At 61.2% G+C, this 25158-nt stretch carries 22 protein-coding genes and 1 tRNA gene; 9 read left to right on the top strand and 14 right to left on the bottom strand.

Translation table 11 applies throughout. The annotated features are described in order from the left end of the window. The 4 genes from BTIS_RS11110 to BTIS_RS11095 all read right to left on the bottom strand — a co-directional run. Window positions 1-471 (bottom strand): transposase-like zinc-binding domain-containing protein (locus tag BTIS_RS11110; RefSeq protein WP_420807020.1); only part of this gene is annotated, 471 nt, incomplete at its 3' end. A 406-nt stretch (window positions 472-877) separates the two neighbouring features. Continuing rightward, entirely contained in the window at window positions 878-1411 is a 534-nt protein-coding gene (locus BTIS_RS11105) for a low molecular weight protein-tyrosine-phosphatase (protein WP_094665465.1), read from the bottom strand. Then, a complete protein-coding gene (locus BTIS_RS11100; protein WP_094665463.1) occupies window positions 1408-2082 on the bottom strand; it encodes a dihydrofolate reductase in 675 nt (224 codons plus the stop codon). Before BTIS_RS11100 ends, BTIS_RS11105 begins: the two co-directional genes overlap by 4 nt. A 121-nt stretch (window positions 2083-2203) precedes the next feature. After that, a complete protein-coding gene (locus BTIS_RS11095) occupies window positions 2204-3076 on the bottom strand; it encodes a thymidylate synthase (RefSeq protein WP_094665461.1) in 873 nt (290 codons plus the stop codon). A 219-nt stretch (window positions 3077-3295) separates the two neighbouring features. Between BTIS_RS11095 and BTIS_RS11090 the strand changes: the two genes are divergently transcribed. Further along, window positions 3296-3709 (top strand): OsmC family protein, encoded by a 414-nt coding sequence (locus BTIS_RS11090; protein ID WP_094665459.1) that lies wholly within the window; start codon window positions 3296-3298, stop codon window positions 3707-3709. A 142-nt stretch (window positions 3710-3851) separates the two neighbouring features. On the opposite strand, the gene BTIS_RS11085 is transcribed toward BTIS_RS11090, so the two are convergent. The 4 genes from BTIS_RS11085 to BTIS_RS11070 form a co-directional block, all read right to left on the bottom strand. Next, complete coding sequence (locus tag BTIS_RS11085) at window positions 3852-4925, bottom strand: universal stress protein (protein ID WP_094665457.1); 1074 nt, start codon at window positions 4923-4925, stop codon at window positions 3852-3854. 282 nt (window positions 4926-5207) lie between these two features. Next, window positions 5208-5987, bottom strand: coding sequence for a C40 family peptidase (locus BTIS_RS11080; protein WP_169713099.1), 780 nt, complete (start codon window positions 5985-5987; stop codon window positions 5208-5210). A gap of 127 nt (window positions 5988-6114) precedes the next feature. Further along, entirely contained in the window at window positions 6115-6921 is an 807-nt protein-coding gene (locus BTIS_RS11075) for a C40 family peptidase (protein ID WP_338024227.1), read from the bottom strand. Between the two features lie 146 nt (window positions 6922-7067). Then, window positions 7068-8030 carry a CHAP domain-containing protein gene (locus tag BTIS_RS11070; RefSeq protein WP_094665453.1) on the bottom strand — a complete coding sequence of 321 codons (963 nt, stop codon included), beginning with the start codon at window positions 8028-8030 and terminating at the stop codon, window positions 7068-7070. Between the two features lie 336 nt (window positions 8031-8366). Between BTIS_RS11070 and serC the strand changes: the two genes are divergently transcribed. After that, a complete protein-coding gene (gene serC / locus BTIS_RS11065) occupies window positions 8367-9512 on the top strand; it encodes a phosphoserine transaminase (RefSeq protein ID WP_094665471.1) in 1146 nt (381 codons plus the stop codon). Window positions 9513-9609: 97 nt separating this feature from the next. On the opposite strand, the gene BTIS_RS11060 is transcribed toward serC, so the two are convergent. Further along, complete coding sequence (locus BTIS_RS11060; protein ID WP_158216906.1) at window positions 9610-11037, bottom strand: type I phosphomannose isomerase catalytic subunit; 1428 nt, start codon at window positions 11035-11037, stop codon at window positions 9610-9612. A 117-nt stretch (window positions 11038-11154) separates the two neighbouring features. Here BTIS_RS11060 and BTIS_RS11055 point away from each other — a divergent pair, with 117 nt between their 5' ends. Next, window positions 11155-11415, top strand: a complete 261-nt coding sequence (locus tag BTIS_RS11055) for a DUF2530 domain-containing protein (RefSeq protein ID WP_094665449.1) — start codon at window positions 11155-11157, stop codon at window positions 11413-11415. A 75-nt stretch (window positions 11416-11490) separates the two neighbouring features. On the opposite strand, the gene BTIS_RS11050 is transcribed toward BTIS_RS11055, so the two are convergent. After that, window positions 11491-12798 carry a sensor histidine kinase gene (locus BTIS_RS11050; RefSeq protein WP_245819431.1) on the bottom strand — a complete coding sequence of 436 codons (1308 nt, stop codon included), beginning with the start codon at window positions 12796-12798 and terminating at the stop codon, window positions 11491-11493. Between the two features lie 200 nt (window positions 12799-12998). Between BTIS_RS11050 and phoU the strand changes: the two genes are divergently transcribed. Continuing rightward, on the top strand, window positions 12999-13706 hold the full coding sequence (phoU, locus tag BTIS_RS11045) for a phosphate signaling complex protein PhoU (protein WP_094665447.1): 708 nt from the start codon (window positions 12999-13001) through the stop codon (window positions 13704-13706). A 294-nt stretch (window positions 13707-14000) separates the two neighbouring features. Here phoU and BTIS_RS11040 read toward each other — a convergent pair whose 3' ends face one another. From BTIS_RS11040 to lysS, 4 genes are all read right to left on the bottom strand, one after another. Continuing rightward, window positions 14001-14738 (bottom strand): phosphoglyceromutase, encoded by a 738-nt coding sequence (locus tag BTIS_RS11040; RefSeq protein ID WP_093960194.1) that lies wholly within the window; start codon window positions 14736-14738, stop codon window positions 14001-14003. A 155-nt stretch (window positions 14739-14893) separates the two neighbouring features. Beyond that, window positions 14894-16012, bottom strand: a complete 1119-nt coding sequence (gene menA, locus BTIS_RS11035; protein WP_094665467.1) for a 1,4-dihydroxy-2-naphthoate octaprenyltransferase — start codon at window positions 16010-16012, stop codon at window positions 14894-14896. 220 nt (window positions 16013-16232) lie between these two features. Then, entirely contained in the window at window positions 16233-17504 is a 1272-nt protein-coding gene (locus tag BTIS_RS11030; RefSeq protein ID WP_275542051.1) for an MFS transporter, read from the bottom strand. Between the two features lie 350 nt (window positions 17505-17854). After that, window positions 17855-19558, bottom strand: a complete 1704-nt coding sequence (gene lysS / locus BTIS_RS11025) for a lysine--tRNA ligase (protein ID WP_094665443.1) — start codon at window positions 19556-19558, stop codon at window positions 17855-17857. 124 nt (window positions 19559-19682) lie between these two features. Here lysS and BTIS_RS11020 point away from each other — a divergent pair. The 5 genes from BTIS_RS11020 to BTIS_RS11000 all read left to right on the top strand — a co-directional run. Then, window positions 19683-19759 (top strand) — tRNA-Pro (locus BTIS_RS11020). A gap of 105 nt (window positions 19760-19864) precedes the next feature. Beyond that, a complete protein-coding gene (locus BTIS_RS11015; RefSeq protein WP_094665441.1) occupies window positions 19865-21052 on the top strand; it encodes an MFS transporter in 1188 nt (395 codons plus the stop codon). A gap of 285 nt (window positions 21053-21337) precedes the next feature. Beyond that, on the top strand, window positions 21338-23473 hold the full coding sequence (locus tag BTIS_RS11010) for a DUF4037 domain-containing protein (RefSeq protein ID WP_094665439.1): 2136 nt from the start codon (window positions 21338-21340) through the stop codon (window positions 23471-23473). 97 nt (window positions 23474-23570) lie between these two features. Next, a complete protein-coding gene (locus BTIS_RS11005; protein ID WP_094665437.1) occupies window positions 23571-24254 on the top strand; it encodes a DUF4125 family protein in 684 nt (227 codons plus the stop codon). Window positions 24255-24559: 305 nt separating this feature from the next. After that, the coding region (locus BTIS_RS11000; protein ID WP_143248947.1) for a transposase at window positions 24560-25158 on the top strand (599 nt) is incomplete at its 3' end.

Below are 25158 nucleotides of genomic sequence, written 5' to 3'. Positions count from 1 at the left end.
CTTCGCGGCCTTCATGATGCCGCCCCCGCCGTCGCACACGAGCACGTCCGGTGGCGCGATGCGCGCCATCAGGCTCTGCCACGCCGCCGACCGCTCGCTTTTGGCGATGTGCCAGCCGATCACGTGCCCGTCGGCGATGGCGATCAGTACCACGGCGTCGCGGTGCAGGTGGATGCCGTCCACATGCACCACGTGACGCACCTCGTCCACCAGGGGCACCGGCGGCCACAGGCCCCACATCAGCTCGCACCGGCGGCGCAACGTGCGGGAGGGCAGGTCGTGCTCGGCCTGCGACCGTTTGGAGAACAGCCAGTCCAGTCCGCACCGCAGGTCACGGGCCCTGTTGTCGCGCGACTGGGTGCGCGAGCTCCCGCAGCCGGCGTCCCGGCACCGCCACCTGACCCGCCCCGAGCTTGTTCTTCCGTTCCGTTTCATCGGCTCGCCGCACACGGCGCAACTGGGTGTGTTCATCCACCCAATCTGCCACGCCAACTCGAAAGCCGCTCAACCGTTGTCCCGAAAGGCCTCACAGCCTGTTCCGGACACACATTCTGGCCGACTTCGAGTTCCCCGCCCATACAACTCGAACAGGGGAAACGCCTACTGCCATAAAGGAAAGCAAGCCGAAACAGACACACATTTTGGCCTATAACCCCGGTCGGGGATTTTTCGTATCCGGGGTTCGCACGACGAGCACGACGAACGTATATACGATTACGGGCTGAAAAAAGGCATTTCCGACGATTCGTAGTAGGGTACGGACGTTCTGACACGCGGAAACGTCCGTATCCTGCTATGAATTGCCGATATCGTCTTTTTTAGCCCGTATATCAGGGGCCGCCACGGCTTGGCGGTCGCTCTGACCGCCAAGCCGCTGTCAGAGCTGGGTTTCGATCCAGTCGACGATGTAGGGGGCTACTTCCTCGATCTGGTCGATGGCCACATCGAACTCGCGCGGACCACCATACCAGGGATCCACCAGATCGATCCGGTCCTCCTGACCGGGTTTGGGCTGCGGCAGGTTCGGATCAAAGCTGCGGTACATGTGCACTTCCGCCCGCTTGCCCGCAGGCAGTTGCCGCAGCAGAGCCCGCATATGTGACGCGGTCATGGGCAGGAACAGATCGGTCTGCTCGATCTCGTCACGGGTGATGCGATGAGCGAAGTGATGCGGATCAACCGCGTAACCACGTTCACGTAGCACCTTCTGGGCGCGCGGATCGATCGGATTGCCGTGCTCCTCGCTGCTTACGCCGCTGGACATCACGCGCACGCGATCGCCGAGCCCGCGCTCCTCCACGACATGCCGCAGAATGATCTCGGCCATGGGGGAACGGCAGATGTTGCCGGTGCAAACGGTCATCACCGTGTAACGGTCATCGTGCTGATTGGCGGAACGGGTATCGGTCATGACTTCCTTTCATATTCCACAAAACGATATCCGGCGATGCCGGTGTCGGTGTCCTTGGATGGCTTCATCCATCCGGTCTCACCGGACACCTGCCACAGACCGGCCTCCACCAGCTCATTCAGCGGCGGGGCGAATGTATCGGCGGGGAATTCGGCATCGATCTCGGTGATGAACACCTTGTCGGCGAACGGCAGCGCCTCGCGGAAGATCTGTGCTCCGCCGATCACCCACAGTTCGTTGCGCTCGATGCCATCGTCCGGAATGGCCTCCTGACGAGCCAGATCCAAGGCGTCGTCGATCGAGTCGACCACGGTGGCTCCCGGCGCGCGATACCGATCGTCGTGGGAGATGACGATGTTGTCGCGGTTCGGCAGCGGACGATACCGCTCCCCCAGCGACTCCCATGTGCGTCGGCCCATGATCACCGGATGCGAGATCGTCAGATCCTTGAAATGCTTCATATCCTCGGCAAGATGCCATGGCATGGTCCCCTCGAATCCGATCGCGCCCTCGCGACCGTCCGTGCTACGGGACTGTGCCCAGATCAGATTGACGCGGATCGGACGCAGACCATCGTCATGCAGGTCCTCGTTCTCCCAATCCTCATCGTAAAGCCCGGCAGAACCGGGCTTGGGTTCGTGATAGCCGCTTCGGCTACTGTCATGCTCCATAGAAAAACTCCTTCGTACGCAGTGTTTTCATCCTAACGATCCGGCCAGACGGGGGCGTGCAACAACGTCATTCGACGCCGATCAGCGTCACGCCCTGCGAACCATCGCCGGAATCGTTGAGTCAGACGGCCACCGGTGCCTTGATAGCCGGGTGATGACGATAGTCCACGATCTCGAAATCATCGTAATCGTAGTCGAAAATCGACGCGGCCTTGCGGATGCGGATCGTCGGATAGGGGTACGGTTCGCGTTCCAGCTGAGTGAGCACCTGCTCGATGTGGTTGTCGTACACATGGCAGTCGCCGCCCGTCCATACGAACTCGCCCGGCTCGAGCCCGGCCTGCTGGGCCATCATGAGCGTGAGCAGCGAGTACGAGGCGATGTTGAACGGCACACCCAGGAACATGTCGCAGCTGCGCTGGTACAGCTGGCAGGACAGTCGACCATCGGCCACGTAGAACTGGAACAGTGCGTGGCACGGCGGCAGGGCCATGTTCTCCACTTCGGCCGGATTCCATGCGGAGACGATCATGCGGCGGGAATCGGGATGGTTCCTGATCAGATCCATGACGTTGGCGATCTGGTCGATGGTGCGGTTGGGATCATCGGGGGTCGGTGCCGGCCAGCTGCGCCACTGCACGCCATAGATCGGGCCAAGATTGCCATCGGCATCGGCCCACTCATCCCAGATATGCACATTGTGCTCCTGCAGCCAGCGTATGTTGTTCGATCCCTTGAGGAACCACAGCAGTTCGTATGCGATGCCTTTGAAATACACGGTCTTGGTGGTGAGCAGCGGGAACGATTCCCGTAGATCGAAGCGCATCTGCCGGCCGAACAGGGAGATGGTGCCGGTGCCGGTGCGGTCGGATTTCAGTGTGCCTTCGGTGAGAATGGTGCGCACCAGATCCTCGTACGGCATGGGGATGTCCGTTTCCGGCCGCGCGGGGATGCGTGCGCGAATGTCATCGAGTTGTTCTTGAGTCAAAGCCATGGGCACCAGTCTAGCGACCGGAGAACCCGATGACATCGCTCAGAGGGCACTCGGATGACACTCGGGAAACGGAAACGTGTGATCCTCCACAATGCGAATCCACTGGGAGAGTATATGAACGCATGGAACACAACCGTGGATTACATTGGAGGGTGGAATGCCGGCATACCCGCCGGTCATGCCGGGACATAACGAATTCTTCGATATCAAGGAGGAATCATGGGCAAGCGTATTTGGGTGGAGCGGAACAAGGACGGTTCCTGGGACGCCTTCTCCGATGATGGAGCGCATATCAAGTTCGGCAAGGACAAGGGACAGTTCACGCCTGGCGATCTGATGAAGGTGGCGTTGGCCGGCTGTGCCGCGCTGAGCAGCCAGTTCGCCGTGGAGAGCGCCTGCGGTGAGGGCAAGGGTGCCAAGGTGGTTGTGGACGGCACGTACGACCAGTATCACGACGCCTACATCAACTTCACCGAGCAGCTCACCGTGGACGCCGTGGACGCCGGCCTGAGCCCCGAGGACGTGGAGAAGCTCAAGGAGCGCATCCGCCGCCACGTGGAGAAGGGCTGCACCGTGAAGCACACCTACGAGCAGGACACCCCCTGCCGCATGGACATCACGGTTCGTTCCTGACGAACGGCATGCAGGGGCTGGTTTGACACCGTCCTCACAACCTGAAGATCCCTCCGACGAATGGTTATCGTCGGAGGGATCTTCTCATATGCACGGCATGCCGCGGGCTACACGGGCTACAGTAGACGCCGGGCGAAGCCGATCAGTCCTTGTGCTCCGGGTCGATGGTGGCCTCGATGGCGTGTGCGGCCTCGGCGTCGGCGGTGGGCACGGAGACCTCCTGCACGCCGCTGATGTCGTCAAGCGACTTGGGCGTGACATCGGCCGGGGATGCCGGTACCGTGTCGAGACGGGACTCGGCGGCCTCCACGTACTTGCGCGGCACCACATAGACGGGGCTGACGGAGTGCTGCAGCAGACCCTGGCTGGTGGAGCCAAGGATCAGACCGGTGAAGCCTCCACGTCCACGGGATCCGACGACCACCACATCGGTGTTGTGGCTGGCCTCGGTGAGCGCGGTGACGGCCGACCCCGGCACCACGGACTTGGCGATGACCAGATCCGGGAAGCGCTCCTGAATGGGGGCGATGCGCACGTCCAGATCCTCCAGATACGACTCCATGATGCTGTTCGCCTCGGCACCGGTCGCACCGCCGGATGCGAACATTCCCATGCCGCCGAAGCTCGGTACGGCACTCATCACCGTGAGCTTGGCACCCCACTGGTGGGCGAATTCGGCGGCGATGTCGAGCGCCTTGAGACCCCACTTGGATTCGTCGGAGCCCACGACCACCGACGTGATGGTGTTGTTCAGGTGCATGAGGTTGCCGTCGTCGTCGGTATAGGGCACGACCACGATCGGGCAGTATGCGTAGGCGGGCAAGCTGGAACTGGTGGTGCCCAGCAGACGTTCGGCCAATCCGCCCTTGCCGCGGTTGCCGATGACGATGAGATTGTAGTTGCGGGAAAGCTCCACGAACACCGAGCTCGGATCGCCAGTGACGATAAGCGTGGCGGCCTCTACACCCTGCTCGTCGGCGATCGCCTTGGCCTTGGACAGGATCTCCTGGGCATCGGTATGCGCCACATTGTCGTCGCCCATGGCGGTATAGGTGGCGTCGAAAGAGACCGCGGCATAGCTCGGCAGTGAATACGCGCAGACGATCTGTAGTGTCAGGCCGGCGTGCTTGGCGTAGTTCGCCGCCCACCAAGTGGCCTTGTAGCTGGCATCCGAACCGTCCACACCAACAAGAATGGCCTTTTCGTTGACAGTCATGATGTACCTCCCCTTGTGTGCTGGGAAAGGACCATGCGTCTGTGCATGGCTCCTACTTGCAAGGATAGCGTCTGAAACCGCGAAACGCGGGAGGTGCCGTCAGCGAACATATGATACGTCTGACGTGTGGATATTGGCGGAGTCGGAAACGGCTGTTTTCCAACCGAATACGACGTTGCCCGCATCGTTCTCCGATGCGGGCAACCGATGATGAACATGATGAATGCGTGTCGTCATCGTTCCCGTATGGGAGTCAGATGACGTCAACGATGATCAGATGAATCAGATGATGCGGTAGTACTCGAAGTTGGCGTAGGACGCGGAGCTGACGATGGTGCCGGTGCTCGGCGTGGATGCATGGACCATCTGTCCCCCACCGATGTAGATGCCCACGTGGCCGGATTTCCACATCAGATCGCCGGGTTCGGGATTGGTGACCTTGACGCCATGCGCCACGGCGTAGGCGCGCTGATCGGCATCGGTACGACCGATCTCCAGACCGAACTGACGGTATACGTACGAGGTGAAGCCGGAGCAGTCCCAACCGGACGGCGTGGTGCCGCCGTAGACGTAGGGCACGCCTTGGAACTGCAGGGCATAGGAGACCACGGCAGCGCCGGAAGCGCTGGTGGGCGCGGTTACGGCGGAGGGATCGACCGCCGCGGATGATGAGTCGGTGGCCGTTGCGGATTCGGACTGTGCGGATGAGGTGCGGCCGGCGGAGGCACGGCTGGCTGCGGCTGCTGCCTGTTCACGGGCCTGCTGCGCCTGCACTTCGGCCTCGGCACGGGCTTTGGCGTCCTTCTCGGCCTGGGATTCGGTCTTGGGGACTTCGAGGTTTTCCACACCGCCCCAGCTGGAGTCGCTGTCGACGGATGTTGCGGCCGCTTCCTTGAGCAGGGATGCGTATCGGGACTGCTGTCCCTTGAACGAACGGGATGATGTCACGACCTGATCGCCCGCGGCACTGGCCGTGGGAGCGAGGAACGCGGACATGGAGACCACCGCAAGAGCGGATGTAAGGATGGAGAAGAGCCTGACGTGGATTTGTGAGTTCATCATCACCACACGAGTATATCAAGGTGTTGATATCAAGGCATTGGAATGATCGGAGATACAAAAAAGCGCCCCCGGATGGGGGCGCCACACGTAAATCATCGGACCGTCGGAGGCGACGGCACTGGTCGGATCAGAGCACTCGACGGATGGAGTAGCCACCGGTAAAGGCGACGTTCACCGGAGTGACGGCCGTGCCGACTCGGCTGTTCAGGGAGTTGACCACCTTGCCATCACCGATGTAGATGCCAGCGTGAACGCTGTTGGCGATGATGTCACCGGGCTGGGCCTGATCAAGGCTGGGCACTGCGGTACCGACCGTGGCCTGGGCACCGGAGGTGCGGGGAAGGCTGACGCCGACCTGGGAGTAGACGTACTGCACGAAGCAGGAGCAGTCCCACTGACGTGCGGACACGTTGCATCCGCCATAGGTGGCGTTGCCGACGAACTGCATGGCGAAGCCGATCACGGCGGAGGCGCTGGTGCCGTTCACCGGGGTGACGGCAGCCGCGGAGCTGGATGATGAGGAATTGGACGACGTTCCCGCCGTGGTTCCGGTCTGGGAGCTACGTGCATTGGAACGACTGGCGGACTGGGCCTGCTGTGCGGCCTGCTGACGGGCCGCAGCCTCGGCTTCCGCCTGCGCCTGGGCCTGAGCGGCCGCAGCGGCAGCGGCTGCCTCGGCGTCCTTCTCGGCCTGGGACTTGGTCTGCGGAACATCCAGCGACTCGATGCCGCCGTAAGTGGAATCGGAATCCACGCTGGTGGCGGTGGACTCCTTCAGCAGGGCGGAGCTACGGGACTGCTGTCCCTTGAAGGAACGCGACGACGTGACGACACCGGTATCGGCGGCACTGGCCGCCGGAGCGACGAATGCGGACATGGACACGACGGCAAGCGTCGCGGCAAGAATAGAAATAGATTTACGTGTTTTCATCATTACCTCACTACCCTAACACTATGCGCCGAAAACGCTCAGAACGTTAACAGCGAGGAACACCGGACGCGACCACGCACATCATCGGTCACGTCCACACGTCGCATACTCGCGACGGTAACGCAAATACTCGGTACAACCAGTACGGATCAGTAGTGGATGTACTGGAAATCATGCACGTTGGAGAACGTGCGGGACATGGTCTGGCCGTTGAGCGAAGCGCCGCTTTCGGAGGTGACGACCGAACCGTCGGGGTTGATCGACTCGACGATGGCCACATGACCGTAGACGGAGCTGGCACCCTCCTGGCCGCGCTGGAACACCATGATATCGCCGACGCGCGGGGTGTTGTCGACCCAATAGCCGAGGGCACGCGCGGAATCGGCCCATTCCGCACCGTTGCCGAAGTAGGATCCAACGGGCAGACCGAGCTGCTGGCGACGCAGATACGCCCACCAGGTGCACTGGGAGAACGAATAGGCGTTGCCGGTGTCTCCGGTGGCATGGTTCGGATTGAAATCGGCGGGCAAATCGGCCGCATCACGGTCCATCAGCTTGGCGACCTCGGGGTTGTCGGCCAACGACTTCGACATCTGCGAGGTGTCGAGCGCATCGGATGCGGACGACAGGCTCCAGGCCGCGGATTCGTCGGCGCTCACACGGGCCTCGGAACGGGAGACCGTGGTGGAGGACACGTCGACGTTGGTGTCACGCAACGTCGTCGTGGTGGAAGACGAGGATTCATCGGTTGCGGGCGTCGAAGTGGTGGCATCAGTCACCAGAGACGAGACCGCGTCGGATGCGGACGGCAGACCGGCGGAGGAGGCCGTGGACGCGTAGGCGACGCTACTGGCGGTTGCCGCAAGCAACGCAAACGCCGATGCGCTCAGAAACTGCTTCTTGTGGGCCTTCTGACGAGCCGCCTGACGAATGGCCCTACGAGTGGCCGGAGCCCCCTCGTTGAGCATCTTGGCGACCTCAGGCACCACCGCAAGAGGAGACTTCGCATACACTACGGCCGAAGTATGCGCCGCGCGTCCCGGACGGGCAGGCTTGTATACGCGTGCCGAACCGGTGCTCTGGGCATTGGCCTTATGAGCCGCATGTCTCATTGCTAATCACTCCTTGGATGTCTTTGTCCAAACTTGGATAGTAACCGGTCCGCATGACGGATACAAATCGAACCTACCGATCGGAAAGGCGAAACGTTTGACGGACTTGACAGATCAATAACTCTCTGATAAAAGCAATCTTCACCATATTGTCAAATCATCCGAAGCGCTGAAACTCCCCCGGTTTGACCGTGCAACATCAACCCCAATATTTCTTGTCAAACCATCAGTCTTCCGGATGATTTTCGATATATCGACAGAAACGCACAAAAAGAATCATAATGTCCACAATCTCACATTATGAGAAAATATGGCGGTCTGGGTACGCTGGACCACATGATCGAACCCGTGAAAATTCCTATGTCCATGCTGCCCGAAGACGGTCGATTCGGCTGCGGGCCCAGCAAAATCCGTCATAAGCAGGTCAAGGCACTTACCGAGGCCGGATACAACCTGCTCGGCACCTCGCATCGCCAGGCACCCGTCAAGCATGTGGTCGCCTCCATTCGAGAAGGACTGGCCGACTACTTCTCCATCCCCGAAGGATGGCAGATCGCACTGGGCAACGGCGGCGCCAGCGCCTTCTGGGAGGTCGCCTGCGCCTCACTGATCTCGCGCAGGGCCGCATTCGGCACCTATGGATCGTTCAGCGGCAAGTTCGCCACCAGCGCCTCCAAGGCCCCCTTCCTTGAGGAACCCGTCATCTACAAGGCCGAATACGGCTCGTGCGCCATCCCCCAGTACACCGATGACGTGGATGCCTACTGCTGGGCGCAGAACGAAACCTCCACCGGCGTGATGGCCCCCGTCCACAGGGTCCCCGGCAGCGTGGAGCAGGGAGCCCTCACGCTCATCGACGCCACCAGCGGTGCCGGCGGTCTGCCCATCGACATCAGCCAGACCGACGCCTACTACTTCTCCCCGCAGAAGGTGTTCGGATCCGACGGCGGCCTGTGGTTCGCCATCCTCTCCCCCGACGCCATCAAGCGCGCCGAGGATGTGGAGAAGAGCGCCGAACTCGAAGGCGCACGCCGCTGGGTCCCGCCGTTCCTGTCGCTCACCCAAGCGCTCGCCAACTCCCGCAAGGATCAGACGCTCAACACCCCCGCCATCAGCACGCTGGTGCTCATGGACGAGCAGGTTCGCTGGCTCAACGAGCACGGCGGCCTGACCTGGGCGCAGGAACGCTGCGCCAAGTCGGCCGACATCCTGTACACTTGGGCCGAAAAGTCCGACTACGCCACACCGTTCGTCTCCGATCCGTCACTGCGTTCCAACGTTGTGGTGACCATCGATCTGGACGATTCGATCAAGGCGGCCGCAGTGGTTGCGGCGCTGCGCGACAACGGCATCGTGGACACCTCGGGATACCGCAAGCTGGGACGAAACCAGCTGCGCATCGGTGTGTTCCCGTCCGTCAAGCCCAGCGACGTGGAAGCGCTCACCTACTGCATCGACTACGTGGTGGAGCACCTGCAGTAGGAGATTCACACGGGTCGAACCGACGTCGGTCCATATGGTGTCCATATATATAGATCAGCAATATGAATCAGCGTCGACTCGAATAATCCGTTAGTAATCACAGACCGGTGGAGGCCAGAAGATAGGTCCCACCGGTCGTTTCATTCCCGCCGTCGATCGACACGGGACCATCGGCGGCGGGAATGAACACGGCATCGCCCTGCCGCATCACCACGGTTCGCAGACCACCCCGACCCGCGACTGCACCCGCATCCGTCACATGTCCGACACGAGAACGCAATTCGCCGGACAGGCAGACCAGCACACGAGGACGATCCACGCACTCGGGCGGAGGCACAATCGCCGAGGTCTCATACCACGGATGAGCATCGGAAACACCGACAGCCGCCGCATACGGATCCAACGCATTCACCACACCATATTTGAGCGAGAACTCATCAAGCCCCGGACGATACAGCACGCCATCAGCCACGGCAAAGGACTCCGGACGCCTCACCGGCTCCGGCGAGGGGCGGAGGTTACGCAGCAGATTCGGCACATCCCGGTGCTTCACCGTCAGACCGGCCCTCAGCACATTATCGGAATTCGTCATGATCTCCACCGCCGTTCCCCGAATATAGGCATGGGGAACGCCTGTGGAAATAAACGCCCCCACCCCGGGAGCCAGATGCACGGCATTCATCATCGCAAGCGCCAACACTGCGGAATCGCCCGGGAACGTCCGGGCGGCATCCACGGCGTTGCCAAGAGCCGAACGAACGCCGTCGATCATGAACGGCGTCTCCGCGCCGCCTACGGCTCCCATACGCGACGCCCGATCCTGGGCGGCGATCAGCAGCGGCAACCAATCCGTCGATTCCCACACGTCACAATCGCATACGCCCTGACCGGCCATCACCGCCAACCAGAATGCACGGAATATGTTTCGTTCCGAACGCCCCCACAATGCCGCGGCTGGAGGCATGCAATCATCCGCCGCAGAGGACATCGCAACGGCATCCCCCTCCAGCAGCCGGACCATCAGCCTGGCAAGATCATGGTCGATCAGCCGAAGGGCCGCCAGCTGCAAGGCAACGGGAGCGAACCCAATGGAGGCACGGAAATCATCCAGCGCCACCACCATTTCCGATTTGCCCCGATCATCGCGGAACGATCGGACGTCGGCATCCAACGGCACTCCGGCGGCATTCTCCCGATGGAATCCGGCACGCGCCTCAAAATCCAACGGATGCACCTGCAATGACAACGGCGTGCGAACGGCGATCATCTTGAGCAGATACGGCAGCGCCGGCCCCCATCGGCGGGAGACCACCGTGCCGAGCATATGCTCAGGATCACGGCGAATCGCGGCATCCAACGCCATCTCATCATCGCCAAGCACCACCATGGACGGCGACTGCGGGTGTCCCCCATACCATAATTCAGCCAACGGGCCACGCATATCACGCATGGACGGCACCAACGACTGCAGACGGTCATAGGATCCCCATGCATACGGCTTCGGCACCGGTCGAATCGGAATCACGCCATCCCCTTTCCGCCGCCGTGGTCGGACCCATTCCGACGCGTCCCGTCCGGGCACACCCTCCCAAGGTTACCCAACACGTACCGGAAGACAACCCCCGGCGGTAAGGTATTCCCTATGAAATTGGCACCCATTCTCGATCCAGGCGCTCGCAGGCCCGGTCCCAAGCCCGCACAGGTGGATCTGCACAGGGTGTTCTTTATCGGGACGACGCTATGGCTGATCGCCGGCATCGTCTGTCTTATTCTCGTTCTGCTCGGCAAACACGCCACCGGCGCGCTCATCGTATGCGTATCCGGCATGATCATCGGCGTGCTGCTGCTGATCTGGGAGCATTTCAACCGCTGGTATTACCGTCGATTGGGTAATCAGAAGTAGTCCGGTCGGCACGATTGTCGATTCACGATGCATAAATGCATAATGAATCGATCGTCCGAATAGTGAATATGTGAATTATTCGGCGAGCGGCAGGGAGAAGGTGAACGTGCTGCCCTGACCGGGGGCACTCCATACCGCCACCGAACCATGATGGGTGAGCGCCACGTGCTTGACGATCGCCAGACCCAGTCCCACGCCGTCGCCGGTGCGGGAGGACTGATTGGAGCCACGATAGAAGCGCTCGAAGATGCGCGGCTGTTCCTCGCGGGCAATGCCGCATCCCTGATCAACCACACGAACCACGGCATGATCGCCGTCCTTGGCCCGTGAGACGGCAATGCCCACCGCCTTGTTCGCCGGGGAATAGTCGATGGCGTTCTCGATGAGCTTGGACAATGCGCCCTGCAACTGTTCGGTCTCCGCATGCACCATGATGTCATCCGCACCGTTGACGATCACACGAATATGGTGGTCCTTGGCGAGCGCCGCAGCGGAATCCGCGGCGATATGCACCTGATCCAGCAGGTTCACAAGGTTGCTCCGGCTTGGCACCACCTTGGTCTGCGCCTTGATCAGCAACAGCAGATCGGCTACCAGATGGCTCAGGTGACTCGCATAGCTGCGTACGCGGGACGCCTCCACAAGGATCTGGCTGATATCCACATCGTCCTGTTCCAGATCCTCGCCGAGCGTTTCCAATGCCCGCGTGGGCTTGATCAGCTGTTCGGTCACATTCGCGACGAAATCATCACGGACCTGTGCGAACCGGTGTTCCTCGCTCACGTCGTCGATGATCACCAGCGTCTTCGTATCGCTGATCTGTCCAACGGTCACTTTCAGCCAGTTGGGACGGGAGACCACCGCCATGCCGTCGCCTTCCGGCGTTTCCGTTTCCGCGGCCAGCCCATTGTTGTCGCCGTCGAACCGATATTGCTCGGCGTATTGTTCCGGGGTCTGTGTCACAAGTTCGCAGGATCGTTTGCCTCCCGACTTGCGAACGCTGTGCACGGCCTCGAGAATACGGTCGTTCACAAGACTCTGGTCGTTGACAAGGCCGAGTCGATACGTGTCCGTACTTGCCTGCAGCACTTCGTCGTTCTCATCGACCACCACCGTGAGCCCGGGAATGACGGACAGAATGCGCACGGTCTCGAAATCAAGACCGTTGTCGTCATCGTCGTCGTCATCACCTCGCCTGCGGGACCGACGAAACCCGATGCTGGCACGCCAGTGCGCAATGGCATCGGTGTTTATATACTGGGAAAGGAACGGATACGCCCAGTTGTACAACCTGGAGATCAGAGCCACGAGCGCGATGAGCATCATCACGCAGAAGATCACGAAGATCACCATTGATACGATCTGGGCGTTTTGCGTAGTCATGGCACTATTGTTGCACGGCGCGGGGAATCCGCTGGGAAATCGCGGAACGTCGCAAGGTGAAAGCAAAGTGAACATGCCGGTGAACACTCAGACAACTCGTGGTTTACACCGTGCGGCAACGGCGTCGTTTCGATGTTCATCGCCTAGAATGGGAAAAGGTTTGCAGCTGACTGTTGCAATGAAATGAAAGGCAAAGAGAAATGCGCGTAATCTTCACCGAGGAGATGAAGCAGGTGGCCGACGATCTCGATCGCATGGCGCAGGAAGTGCGCACCGCGATCCTCGGCGCCGGCAAGGCTCTGCTTGAATCTGATGTCGAAGTCGCCCAGAACGTCATTGATGGCGATCTGGAGATCGATGCTCTGGAAACCAGCGTAATCAACCAGTGCGTGCAGCTGCTGGCTCGTCAGAACCCCGTCGCCACCGATCTTCGTGTCGTGGTGTCCACGCTGCGTCTGGCTTCCACGTTTGAGCGTATGGGTGATCTCGCCCGCCACGTGGCCGAGATTGCTCGTCGTACCTACCCCGAGTCCGCGCTTACCCCGGAGACCCGTGAGGTCTTCACTCAGATGCAGGACTTCCTCGACAAGACCACCGAAGAGCTTCTCCACGTGCTCAGCGATCGCGACGTTGAAGCTGCCGAGCAGCTGATCATCAACGACGACAAGCTCGATGCTCTGCACCAGCAGATCTTCGACATCGTCAACGGTGAGAACTGGACCGGCTCCACTCAGCAGACCATCGATGTGGTGCTGCTGGGTCGCTTCTACGAGCGCTTCGGAGACCACGCCGTGTCCGCCGCCCGTCGTCTGGTCTACATCGTCTCCGGTTTCGACCCTACCAAGGCCCCGCAGGTCAAGGCCGATTCCTCCGATAACGATCCGTACCTGTCCGCTCCGGCGAAGTAAGGTATGCGCCGATTCATTCGGCATCTTTTCAACTGACAGAACGTCGGCCTTCCGAGATGATCGGGAGGTCGACGTTTTTTCGTTGTCGGATAGTCGCGTTTGTCGGATAGTCGCGTTTGTCGGCGGTTCGTTGACGATTGCAAACGCATCGCTTCTGACGGTTGCAAACCATGAAAACAAGAAAAGGGTTTCCCGCCATACGACGGAAAACCCTTCGGAATGATTCTGAGATTCAGTCTCGGTGTTCTGTTCGGTGACCGTCAGCCATCGATGGGCCGACGATCACCGCTCGAATCACTTGCCCTGGTTGGCCACGGCGGCGGCACCGGCAGCGGCGGCCTCCGGATCCAGGTACTCGCCACGCGGCTTGATCGGCTTGAAGTTCTCGTCAAGCTCATAGACCAGCGGGATGGCGGTGGGGATGTTCACCTTGGCGATCTCCTCTTCGCTCAGGTCGTCAAGCATCTTGACAATGGCGCGGAGGCTGTTGCCGTGGGCGGCGATCAGCACGGTCTTGCCAGACTTGAGCTCGGGGATGATCTCGGACTCCCAGTACGGGGTCACGCGAGCCACGACGTTGGCCAGAGCCTCGGTCTCAGGCACCGGATCGCCGGCGTAACGCGGATCGTTGTTCTGCGAGTACTCGTCGTTCGGATCGATCTCCGGCGGCGGGGTGGCGTAGGAACGACGCCAGAGCATGAACTTCTCGTCACCGTACTCCTGACGGATCTCGGACTTGTTCTTGCCCTGCAGAGCGCCGTAGTGACGCTCGTTGAGGTGCCAGCTACGCTTGACCGGAATCCACAGACGATCGGCGGCATCCAGCGCGATGTTGGCGGTGTTGATGGCGCGACGCAGCAGGGAGGTGAACACGATGTCCGGAAGGACGTTCTTCTCCTTGAGCAGCTCGCCACCGCGCTTGGCTTCGGCTTCGCCCTGCTCGGTCAGCGGGACGTCCACCCAGCCGGTGAACTGATTGGTCTTGTTCCATGCGCTCTGTCCGTGACGGAGCAGTACTAGTTTGTAAGTCATACGGCATAGTTTATGCCAATCTTGCGACGAAAACCATGGAAAACCCTCGCCGTTCCATAACATTCAGGTAAACATTCGGCGTGTGTATTCACTAGTGTGATCACACTTACGGTGAACAATCCATTGATGATCAGGCTCAGTATCGCCGATCGGGTTCATGCCAGCGGCAACGCGGCCGACTGCACTTCCGTACCGAACGACACCGTGCCGATGACAACGATCACGGCAAAGACCAGACACTGCATGCCGGACAGACCCAGAGCACGCCCGAAATCGCGCTTCAACACGGCGCGAATGATCTGCGTCTGCATGATGCCACCGGCCGCAATCCACAACCATGACGCATACGGAGCCCACTCCACCAGCATCAGCGGAATAGCCGCGATCCAATCGGCCACGCAGCATGCGACAAGCGCTATCCATGCGCCACGCCAGCCCAGTCGTACGGCAAGCGTGCGTTTGCCATGGACCACATCGTCGTCGATGTCACGCAGATTGTTGACCATCAGCACCATCACGGCATGCAGTCCGACACATATGGATGCAAGCATCCCCACGCCATCGATGCCGTACTCCCCCTGTAGCAGCCAGGCCACACTCACGGACGATGATTCGCCGATGCCGGTGAAATCGAACGCCGTCACGTTCGGGATGCCGAATCCGTCGAAGGACTGGCAGATGGCGAATTCAGTGCCAAGCGTGGCCACCAGTCCGAAGAACAGGAATACGAACAGTTCGCCGAATCCCGCATATCCGTAAGGATGACGACCGCCGGTGTAAAACCAGCCGGCGATCAGGCAGAGTGCGCCGAGACCGATCAGCCAGTACTGACGGCTTGCGATGGCGACGCCGAGACCGCACAGACACGCCAGCGCCGCGGATATGCCAGCGACGGCGAGCACCCGTTTCGGTGGAACCAAGCCAGAGGCGGTGAGTCGCTGCGGCTTGCCGGTGCGGCTTTCGTTGGCGCCTCGATGGCCATCGGTGCCGCGCACGCCGTCGGAATAATCGTTGGCGAAGTTCACGGCGATCTGCAGGAACAGGGCCACGCCCATGCACAGCAGCATCATGCCGAAGAACCGCGGCAATGCGCCATCGATGGCGGTCCACGTCGTGGCGCACGGACCGTTGCCGGTCTCCGCATCCACCCATACGGCGTCATCAGTCGACAGGCATCGCAATCCCCAACCGTCATCGCGGGTGAGTACGCCATAGGCGGCGGCAGCACCGACGATGACCGGAGCGATCGACGCCGGCAATGTTCGTGGACGCATCCCCCGCACCCAAAGTCCCAGATTCATGGTTTTCAGCATAGTGACGTGAGTGATATGAGTGATATGGAAGTCGTGAATGATATGGAAGTCGTGAATGACGTTCAACAAAGAACGACCAACAACAAGGTCCCCTCACCCGTTTCCGGATGAGGGGACCTTGAGCGATGGTTGTGCGAACGACGACGATCACGTCAACGACCGCGCAGACGGCCTGCGTCGATCAGCGGGTGGTGCCGTAGGACTTGAAGAACGCACCCATGCATGCGATGTACAGCACGCCAATCGACATGACGAGGATCGCGCCGAGCTGCATGCCCATCGCATCGGATGCCAGACCCATAAGCGGCGGGAAGATCGCACCGCCGATCAGGCCGATCATCATCAGGCCGGAGACCTCGTTCTGGCGTTCGGGCAGGTGCAGCAGACCAGTGGTCAGCATGATCGAGAACACGTTCGCATTGCCCATGCCCACGCAGGCCAGACCGACATAGGCCAGCCACGTCGGCATGCCGGCGATGCCGGAGAACAGGAGGAAGCACACGGCGGCAACGACCATAAGCGCGCCGCAGACACGCAGCATCGCCTTGCGGCTGAACTTCTGAAGCAGCACGGAACCGGACAGGCAGCCAAGCGTACGGAACGCGAAGTACACGCTGGTGGCACCGCCCGCGGTCTCAAGACCAAGGTTCGAATGCTCCATGAGGATCTTCGGAGCCGTGGCGTTGATGCCGACGTCCACACCCACATGGCACACGATGCCAAGGAAGCACAGCAGGATGACCGGGCTCTTCAGCAGGGCGAAGCATCCGGCGATGCTGGTGCGTCCGGCGTCGGGGGCGTTTTCCTTGATCTCGTCGAAGCTCAGCATGACGAACGCCAGCACCGCCACCACAAGGTAGATCGGGTACAGCAGCCACCACTTGCCGAAGGTGACCGCGGCCCAGCCGGCGATCAGCGGGGCGATGAACGAGGCGATGGCCTTGACGAACTGGCCGAAGGTGAGCATGCCGGCGAGCTTCTCGTCGTGGGCCAGATTGCCGACGAGCGGGTTGAGCGAGACCTGCATGAACGTGTTGCCGATGCCGAGCAGGCAGAACGAGACGACGATGAATGCGAGCTGCGCGCCCTTGGACGGGATCAGATAGCCGATGATCGGCAGCAGGCAGCCCAGCGCGGTGATGCCGATGCTCACCAGTACGGTATGACGACGGCCGATGCGGTTCATGAGCATGCCGGCCGGAACGGACAGCACCAGGAACCAGAAGAACACCATGGTGGTGAAGATGTTGCTCACCGAATCGGACAGACCGAAATCAGACTGCACATAGTTCGATGCCGTGCCGACCAGATCGACGAAGCCCATCACGAAGAACGACATCATGACGGGAATCAGCACCGCGAAGGGAGCGTTGCCGAGCTTGTCGGCGGTCTGCGCGGAGGTCTCCTCGACCTCTGTAGGCTGTGCGCTGCTCATCGTTGTTTTCCTCTCCATATCCGTCCCCTGCGGAACGGTCATCTGTTCATTACGACCGCCGAATGCACGACCGTCGAATATACGCAACAACAACTCCGCGGATCGAAAGGCTGTGGGATTCTTCGATGAGATCACGAAGTAACGTCGTTAAACAATTGACAGAGTTTATTAATAGAACGTTCAAAAAGGCAAATCGACACGCAACTCCCTCGGCAACGCCTCGCGGCACACCGTGACATGTCATGCGAATCGCCGCGCATTGACCGAATGCCGATCAACGCAAAAGGGGACACCCCGGTATGGAGTGTCCCCTAGATGATTGCGATCGCGACGGTTCGACGTCAAATCGCGGCGAACCGACGATTCCGTTAGTTCTGCAACGGCTTGACCAGCGGGAAGGTGATGGTCTCGCGGATCGTGGCGCCGGTCAACGCGATGAGCAGACGGTCGATGCCCATGCCCATGCCGCCTGCCGGAGGCATACCAACGCCGAGGGCCTCGAGGAAGTCCTCATCGATGTCGCAGGCCTCTTCGTCGCCGGCGAGCGCATCCTTGGCCTGGGCCACGAAGCGCTCACGCTGCACGATCGGGTCGTTGAGCTCGGAGTAGCCGGTGGCGAGCTCGAAGCCGCGCACGTAGAGATCCCACTTCTCCACCACGCCGGGCTTGGAGCGGTGGCCCTTGACGAGCGGGCTGGTCTCGACCGGGAAGTCACGCACGAAGGTGGGCTCATACAGCTTGTCCTCGTAGAAGTGCTCCCACAGGTGCTCGACGAGCTTGCCGTGGTTCTCCACGTCGTCGCGCTCCACGCCGAGCTTGTCGGCGATGGCGCCCAGATGCTCCACGGAGGTGCCGGGGTGATCGGGGCCGCCGTTGGGCACGATCTCCTCACCGAGGGCCTCGGACAGGGAGTCGTACATGCTGATCTGCTTCCATTCACCGCCGAAGTCGTATTCGGTGCCGTCGAGCAGCGTGACCTTGTAGGATCCGAAGACGTCCATGGCGGTCTTCTGCACAAGCTCCTTGACGAGTTTGCCGATGGTGTCGTACGTGCCATAGGCCTGATAGGCCTCGACCATGGTGAACTCGGGGGCATGCGTGGCGTCCACGCCTTCGTTGCGGAAGTCGCGGTTGATCTCGAACACGCGGTCGATGCCGCCGACCAGGCAGCGCTTGAGGAACAGTTCCGGCGCGATGCGCAGGTAGAGGTCCAGGTCGAAGGCGTTCATGTGCGTGGTGAACGGACGGGCGGCGGCGCCACCGTGCACGGTCTGCAGCATCGGGGTCTCCACCTCGATGAAGTCGTGATCGTCGAACGTGCGACGCAGGGAGGCGACCGCCTTGGAACGGTTGCGCACCATGTTGCGGATGTTCTCGTCGGCGATCATGCCGATGTACGGCTTGCGCGTACGGGTGTCCTCGTTGAGATCCTTGTGTAGGGCGGGCAGCGGCTGCAGGGCCTTGGCGGCAATCGCCCAGTCGGTGGCGAACACGGACAGCTCGCCGGTCTTCGACGAGATCACGCGGCCACGGATGTACAGATGGTCGCCGAGATCGACGATCTGCTTGAACTGCTTCAGCGAGTCGGCACCGATCTCGCGCTTGGAGATCATGCCCTGGATCTTGGTGCCGTCGCCGGCGGACAGCTGCACGAAGCACAGACCGCCCGCGTTGCGCAGGAACAGCACACGGCCGGCGATGCCCACCACGTCGTCGGTCTCGTCGCCGGCGTTGAGCTTGCCGTCGTACTTGGCGCGGACGGACTCGATGGTGTCGGTGACGTCCAGATGCACCGGGTAGGGCTCGATGCCGTCCTTGAGCATCATCGCGCGCTTGGCGACGCGCATCTGCACCTGCTCGGGGTGGCCATAGGACGACAGATCGCCGAGCTTGGCGTTGTTCGGATCGACGGCCTCGTCCAGCGTGGCACCGGATTCGATGCGGGCGCGGATGTCGGCGTCCTGATTCAGCAGCAGTTCGGCATGTTCAACGGTGGTAAGGTGACGGCGTTCACTGCTTTCCGCAGTGTTTTCGGCAGTGTTCTCGCCGTTTTCGATGATGTCTTCACTCATAACTGCACAGTGTAGCGATGCGACGATACACCATGTACAACACCTGAACAACCGTTGAAAACTAGTGCAACACGCCGATCTTTTGCACGAATCACGAACTCGTGTAATATCTATCGAGGTTCGACGGGCTGTAGCGCAGCTTGGTAGCGCGCTTCGTTCGGGACGAAGAGGCCGCGGGTTCAAATCCCGCCAGCCCGACCACTGACCCCGCTCAGCAATGAGCGGGGTTTTTTATTATTCATCATTGTTCACATCACCATCAGTATCGCCACCAGTAAGTATTCGACCACTGTTCATAGGAAAGCCATGAAGAAAAGTCTTTTTGCGCTGGCACTCGGCGCATTCGCACTCGGCGCCGCCGAATTCGTGATGATGGGAATCCTTTCCCAGGCCGCGCACGACATGGGCGTCACCATCCCCCAAGCCGGACATTACATCTCCGCCTATGCGATCGGCGTGTGCGTCGGCACGCTGATCCTCGTTTTCGGTCGTCGAGTTCCGCCGAAGAACCTCATCATCCTCTTCATGGTGCTGGTGGTTGTCGGCAACAGCATGTCGGCCATCTCCGCGAATTCCGTCATGCTGATCATCGCACGATTCATCTCCGGCCTGCCGCACGGCGCGTTCTTCGGCACCGCCACGCTGATCGCCAAGACGGTGGCCGATAAGGGCAAGGAGGCACAGGCCGTCGCCGCAATGGTTACCGGCCAGACCGTCGCGAACATGCTCGGCGTTCCCGCGGGAACCATACTCGGCGAATTCCTGTCGTGGCGACTCGCGTTCGTCGTGCTCGCCGTCTGGGCCGCAGTGACGATCGTGTTCGACGTGACATGGATTCCTCGCATCCCCGCCGTACCGGACAAGGGCCTGGCCGGCCAGTTCGAATTCCTGAAGAAGCGCGGCCCCTGGCTGATCCTTATCGCCGTGTTCGTCGGCAACGGCGGCGTCTTCTGCTGGTGGAGCTACGTCTCGCCGTGGCTGACCACCGTGGGCGGATACCCGTCCGGCATGGTTCCCATGCTCATGATGCTCGCCGGATTCGGCATGGTGGTCGGCGGCATTGCCGGAGGCAGGATCTGCGACGCATGGCGATATGCCGGAACCGCCGCACTCGGCCAGTTCATCTCCATGATCGGACTGCTGATCATCTTCTTCCTTCCCGGCGGACGCATCGGCACGGCGATCATGACGTTCATTGTGGCGTTCGGTCTGTTCTTCGTCGGCTCCCCGCAGCAGCTGCTCATGGCGAACGCGGGCAAGGGCGGCGGCGAACTGATCGGCGGCGCGACCGTACAGGTGGCGTTCAACTTCGGCAACGCCGTTGGCTCCGTGATCGGCGGTACGGCACTGACCCTGACCAATATGGACTATCATTTCACGGCATTGTCCGGCGTTCCGCTGACGTTGCTGAGTGTGATCTGTCTTATCGTGTACTCGGCCCGGCATGAGACGAATACCGGCGCCTACGAACGCATGCGCGAAGTGCATGTGTGACGATAACGTCACGGCCTAGTGATCGTGTCCATGTCGCTGCGAATGGGTGAGCCCGACTGATAATGGCGAACGGGTATGGCGAACGGGTTGAATCGGTGGTTCGGACGACCATCGGATTCGGCCCGTTCGTCGTATTCGGCTCCATTTGGTCCAGTGTGGGTAAGATCACAGCCGTTTCACACGATCCGCGTCTTCCTCGTATCGTACGGACATCTACACTGGGAAACGGAAAACCGCGGGGCACGACGAACGTGCCCGCCGCAACCGACCGGATCAGGGGGATGCATGGGCAACGAAGCAAACAGCACATTCGACGTCAACGGATTCATTCAGGGATTGGACGCCATATTCTCCGCGCACGACGCGGCCACCAAGGCGGAACCGTACCTGCTGCAGGCGCTCGACGAGGCACGACGGCTCAACGATGACGCCGGACAGCTCACCGTGATCAACGAACTGCTCGGCTTCTACCGCTCGCAGGGCCGCCACGACGACAATCTGCCATTGGTGACGGAGTCGCTGGATCTCGCCAAGCGGATGGGGCTCGAAGGCAGTGACGCGTGGACGACCACGCTGATCAACGCCGCCACCGCCATGCGTGCCGCCGGCAAGTACGACGATGCGGAACGGCTCTATCGCGAGGCCCTCGAATCCGCGGAGAAGACGCTCTCCCCCACCGACCGTCGTCTGGCCGCATTGCACAACAACCTCTCCATTCTCTATAGCGAGACCAACCGGTACGAACCGGCCGAGCAGGAGCTGCGCAAGGCCCTACACATCCTCGAATCGTCCAGCGTGAATGCCGCCGAGGATGTGGACGTGGCGTCCACGCATACCAATCTTGCGCTGATCCTGCTCAACGCCAACCGTGACGACGAAGCCATGAAACACGCCGCCGAGGCGTTGCGCATCTACAAGCGCGGCCATCTGGAGAACAGTGCGCACTTCGCCTCCGCACTGGCCGGCTACGCGCAGGCATGCTTCCACGCCGGACGACTCGACAACGCCGTACGCGCCTACCGCAAGTCGCTGGCGGTGATCGAGGAATGCTACGGGCACAACGACTACTACACCATCACCAAGGAGAATCTGGACGCCGTCGAGCAGGCCGCGGCCAAGGCCGGCGTCACCGTGCCGGCCGACGACGGGTCCGACTTCTGGAACGATGACAGCGACCAGTTCGCCGACGATTCGCAGACCGCCGCCAGAATCGCAGGGGCCGCGCAGGAATTCGATTGGCGCATCCAGCATGAGGACCAGCCGATGACGTCGTCGGCGGCTGCGGCGAAGGCCAAGGCGGCACCGCGAACCGGCAGCGACGCGAACGCGAATATGACGTCGGCCGGCGGCGCGAACACTGCCGCAAGCACCACCCCGCGCGCGTCCATCCAGCCGGAGATCAGCGGACTGGCACTGGCGAAGCAGTACTGGCTGCACTGCGGCAAGCCGATGATCGCCGATCGCTACCCCGAATATCAGGGCCGGATCGCCGCCGGACTGGTCGGGCACGGTTCGGAATGCTACGGACTCGACGACGCCATCTCGCAGGATCACGATTTCGCGCCACGGTTCTGCCTGTGGCTCACAGACGAGGATTACGCCGCGATCGGCGAGCGCCTGCAGCATGATTACGAGACGCTACTGCCGCATGAGTTCATGGGGTTCACGGTGAAGACCGCCGATTCCGCGACGCCGCGCGCCCAGGGTGCCAGCCGTCGCGAGGGCGTGTTCTCGATCGGTGATTTCTTTGAAGGCATCACCGGATACCGCGAGGCGCCGGGCAATGATCCGTCGAAGGCCCACGAATGGCTGATGCTCGACGAGGCCACACTGGCCGCCGCCACGAACGGGCAGGTGTTCGCCGACCCGCTGGGACAGTTCTCCAAGACACGTCAGGGATTCAAGACCATGCCCGATGATGTGCGCGTGGCATTGCTGTCGCGCAGGATCGGCATGATCTCGCAGGCCGGACAATACAATTTCCCGCGCATGATCGAACGCGGCGACGGCGCGGGCGCATGGCTGTCGCTCAACGAGTTCGTCAGGGCGACCGCCTCGTTCGTGTATCTGGTCAACGAGCCGATCACCGTGGGGTATCTGCCGTACTACAAGTGGAGTTTCGCCGCGCTGCGCCGGCTCAGCCGCGGACTCGCCACCCGCATGTCGGACGTGTGCGAGCAGCTGGAGACGGTGCTGCGTCTTTCCTCCGCAGCCTGCTACGGTGGTGCCGGATTCGGCGAAGGCGGCAAGGGTTCCGGTCCCGCCGTGGCGCAGATCAACGAGATCGTCGATCACGTCTGTACGAAGATCGTAACCGAACTCAAGCGCGACGGACTCACCCGCAGTGACGAGACCTTCCTCGAATGGCAGCGGCCGTACGTGGAGGAACACATCGCCAATCCGTGGCTGAAGAGTCTGTGATCATCACAGGGCCGTCAAGGCCATTCGGCTATCAGGACCATCAAGGCCATCAAGGCAATCAAGCATCAGGGTTATCAAGCATCAGGAAGCGAGCACCATGGAAAACACCACAACATCGGACAAGAACGTGCTGACAAGCACGCTGTGGTACGACGACCAGCACAACATCAACGAACAGGCGCACAAGGCCGAACTGATCGTGCGTCATGAATGGCAGCAGTTCCAGCAGGTCAACAACGAGGGCGGCCGCGCCAACTGTCAGGGCAACTGGCCCACCTTCCACCAGATGCGCATCAGCCAGTTCCTCACCTGGCGGCTGGATCTGCTCGACAGCTATGCGCAGGACCTTGACGACGCCGACAAATCGGGACGCAATCTGCTCACCGAGAAGTACGCGCGCATGATGGAGTCGACCGAACCGGAACGGTATCACGCCGAACTCGAACCGTCCCTGCCCGTGCTGGACCCGGAACGCGTGGCAGCGCAGGAGGCCGTGATCAAGCAACAGGTGGCGTGGGCGCGCGATTTCCGCGAACGGTATCCGAAGCTCGGCCAGGCCATGCGTGTGCTGACCACGGACGAGGATGTGATCGGCACGACGTCGTTCGAAACGTATCTGCGCGGCGAGCTCGGCACGTATTCGGATCGCACGTTCCACAAGTACGCGTTGATGGTCATCGATCTGCGCAACGCCGGAGTGAATCTGACCGAGCAGACCATCGCCACGACGGTGATCCTCGGTGGTTTCAACGGTCTCGAGGAGGCCGAGGCGGCGCAGTAACCGGCGTCCGGCCGCCGGCGCGCGCACGTTACGTGGGCCGTATATGTTACGTGGGCCGCGCACCACATAACGTGGGCCGCGCACGGCCCGCGTAACATACACGTATAATCGTTGAAATTTCAACCTTTTTGCGTATGTGTTACGTGGGCCGCCCACGGCCCACGTAACGTTGCGCTGTCAGGAACACGGCCCACGTAACACCATACGTCCTATGTCAGGCACTGGAGCGGGCGTGAATCCCACAATGTGAATGGGTATTCCGAGGTGGTGACGTTTTCTTGGACTGTGATCCGGGAGGAGTCATCATGGCGAGGTATACGAGGGAGCAGCGTCGGCGTGCGGTGGAGTTGTATGTGAGGTATGAGTGCTGCGCGGCGGACGCGATCCGGGAGTTGGGGTATCCCAGTCGTGAGGCGTTGCGTATGTGGCATCGGGACTGGCTCGAGGAACAGAGGACGGGAATACCCTCGACGCGTGGCGAGCGGTATTCGCGCTACACGTTGGAGCAGAGGCGGGCCGCGGTGGACCATTACCTGACGCACGGGCGGCGAGCGAGCCGTACGATCCGCCAAATGGGGTATCCGAGCAAGACGCTGCTGGCCTCGTGGATTGACGAGCTCGCGCCCGGCGAACGCCGGCTTCGCCACGGGCCCATACCTGAGGAGCTCAAGCGCGAGGCCGTGCTCAAGGTCGCGTCCGGTGGAGCGAGCTCGCGTGAGGCGGCGGAGGGATTGGGAGTGGATTCGTCGGTAGTGAGAAACTGGAAGCGGCGATTGCTCGACAAGACGAAAGGGGCCGCGGTGGCGAAGGACGAACCGGAACGCAAGGATACCGCACCGCAGGCTGATGCGGATGCGCTGCGCGGCGAGATCGCCTCGCTGAACGCCGATCTTGAGCGGCTGCG

Origin of the sequence: Bifidobacterium tissieri, from assembly GCF_002259645.1 — a bacterium.
GTDB classification, from domain to species: domain Bacteria; phylum Actinomycetota; class Actinomycetes; order Actinomycetales; family Bifidobacteriaceae; genus Galliscardovia; species Galliscardovia tissieri.
This window is presented reverse-complemented; position numbering and strand designations above follow the sequence as displayed.

Coding starts and splice junctions, on each gene's coding strand:
- BTIS_RS11105 (WP_094665465.1), bottom strand. CDS start 1,411: ATGACCGATACCCGTTCCGCCAATCAGCACGATGACCGTTACACGGTG.
- BTIS_RS11100 (WP_094665463.1), bottom strand. CDS start 2,082: ATGGAGCATGACAGTAGCCGAAGCGGCTATCACGAACCCAAGCCCGGT.
- BTIS_RS11095 (WP_094665461.1), bottom strand. CDS start 3,076: ATGGCTTTGACTCAAGAACAACTCGATGACATTCGCGCACGCATCCCC.
- BTIS_RS11090 (WP_094665459.1), top strand. CDS start 3,296: ATGGGCAAGCGTATTTGGGTGGAGCGGAACAAGGACGGTTCCTGGGAC.
- BTIS_RS11085 (WP_094665457.1), bottom strand. CDS start 4,925: ATGACTGTCAACGAAAAGGCCATTCTTGTTGGTGTGGACGGTTCGGAT.
- BTIS_RS11080 (WP_169713099.1), bottom strand. CDS start 5,987: ATGATGAACTCACAAATCCACGTCAGGCTCTTCTCCATCCTTACATCC.
- BTIS_RS11075 (WP_338024227.1), bottom strand. CDS start 6,921: ATGATGAAAACACGTAAATCTATTTCTATTCTTGCCGCGACGCTTGCC.
- BTIS_RS11070 (WP_094665453.1), bottom strand. CDS start 8,030: ATGAGACATGCGGCTCATAAGGCCAATGCCCAGAGCACCGGTTCGGCA.
- serC (WP_094665471.1), top strand. CDS start 8,367: ATGATCGAACCCGTGAAAATTCCTATGTCCATGCTGCCCGAAGACGGT.
- BTIS_RS11055 (WP_094665449.1), top strand. CDS start 11,155: ATGAAATTGGCACCCATTCTCGATCCAGGCGCTCGCAGGCCCGGTCCC.
- BTIS_RS11050 (WP_245819431.1), bottom strand. CDS start 12,798: ATGACTACGCAAAACGCCCAGATCGTATCAATGGTGATCTTCGTGATC.
- phoU (WP_094665447.1), top strand. CDS start 12,999: ATGCGCGTAATCTTCACCGAGGAGATGAAGCAGGTGGCCGACGATCTC.
- BTIS_RS11040 (WP_093960194.1), bottom strand. CDS start 14,738: ATGACTTACAAACTAGTACTGCTCCGTCACGGACAGAGCGCATGGAAC.
- menA (WP_094665467.1), bottom strand. CDS start 16,012: ATGCGTCCACGAACATTGCCGGCGTCGATCGCTCCGGTCATCGTCGGT.
- BTIS_RS11030 (WP_275542051.1), bottom strand. CDS start 17,504: ATGGAGAGGAAAACAACGATGAGCAGCGCACAGCCTACAGAGGTCGAG.
- lysS (WP_094665443.1), bottom strand. CDS start 19,558: ATGAGTGAAGACATCATCGAAAACGGCGAGAACACTGCCGAAAACACT.
- BTIS_RS11015 (WP_094665441.1), top strand. CDS start 19,865: ATGAAGAAAAGTCTTTTTGCGCTGGCACTCGGCGCATTCGCACTCGGC.
- BTIS_RS11010 (WP_094665439.1), top strand. CDS start 21,338: ATGGGCAACGAAGCAAACAGCACATTCGACGTCAACGGATTCATTCAG.
- BTIS_RS11005 (WP_094665437.1), top strand. CDS start 23,571: ATGGAAAACACCACAACATCGGACAAGAACGTGCTGACAAGCACGCTG.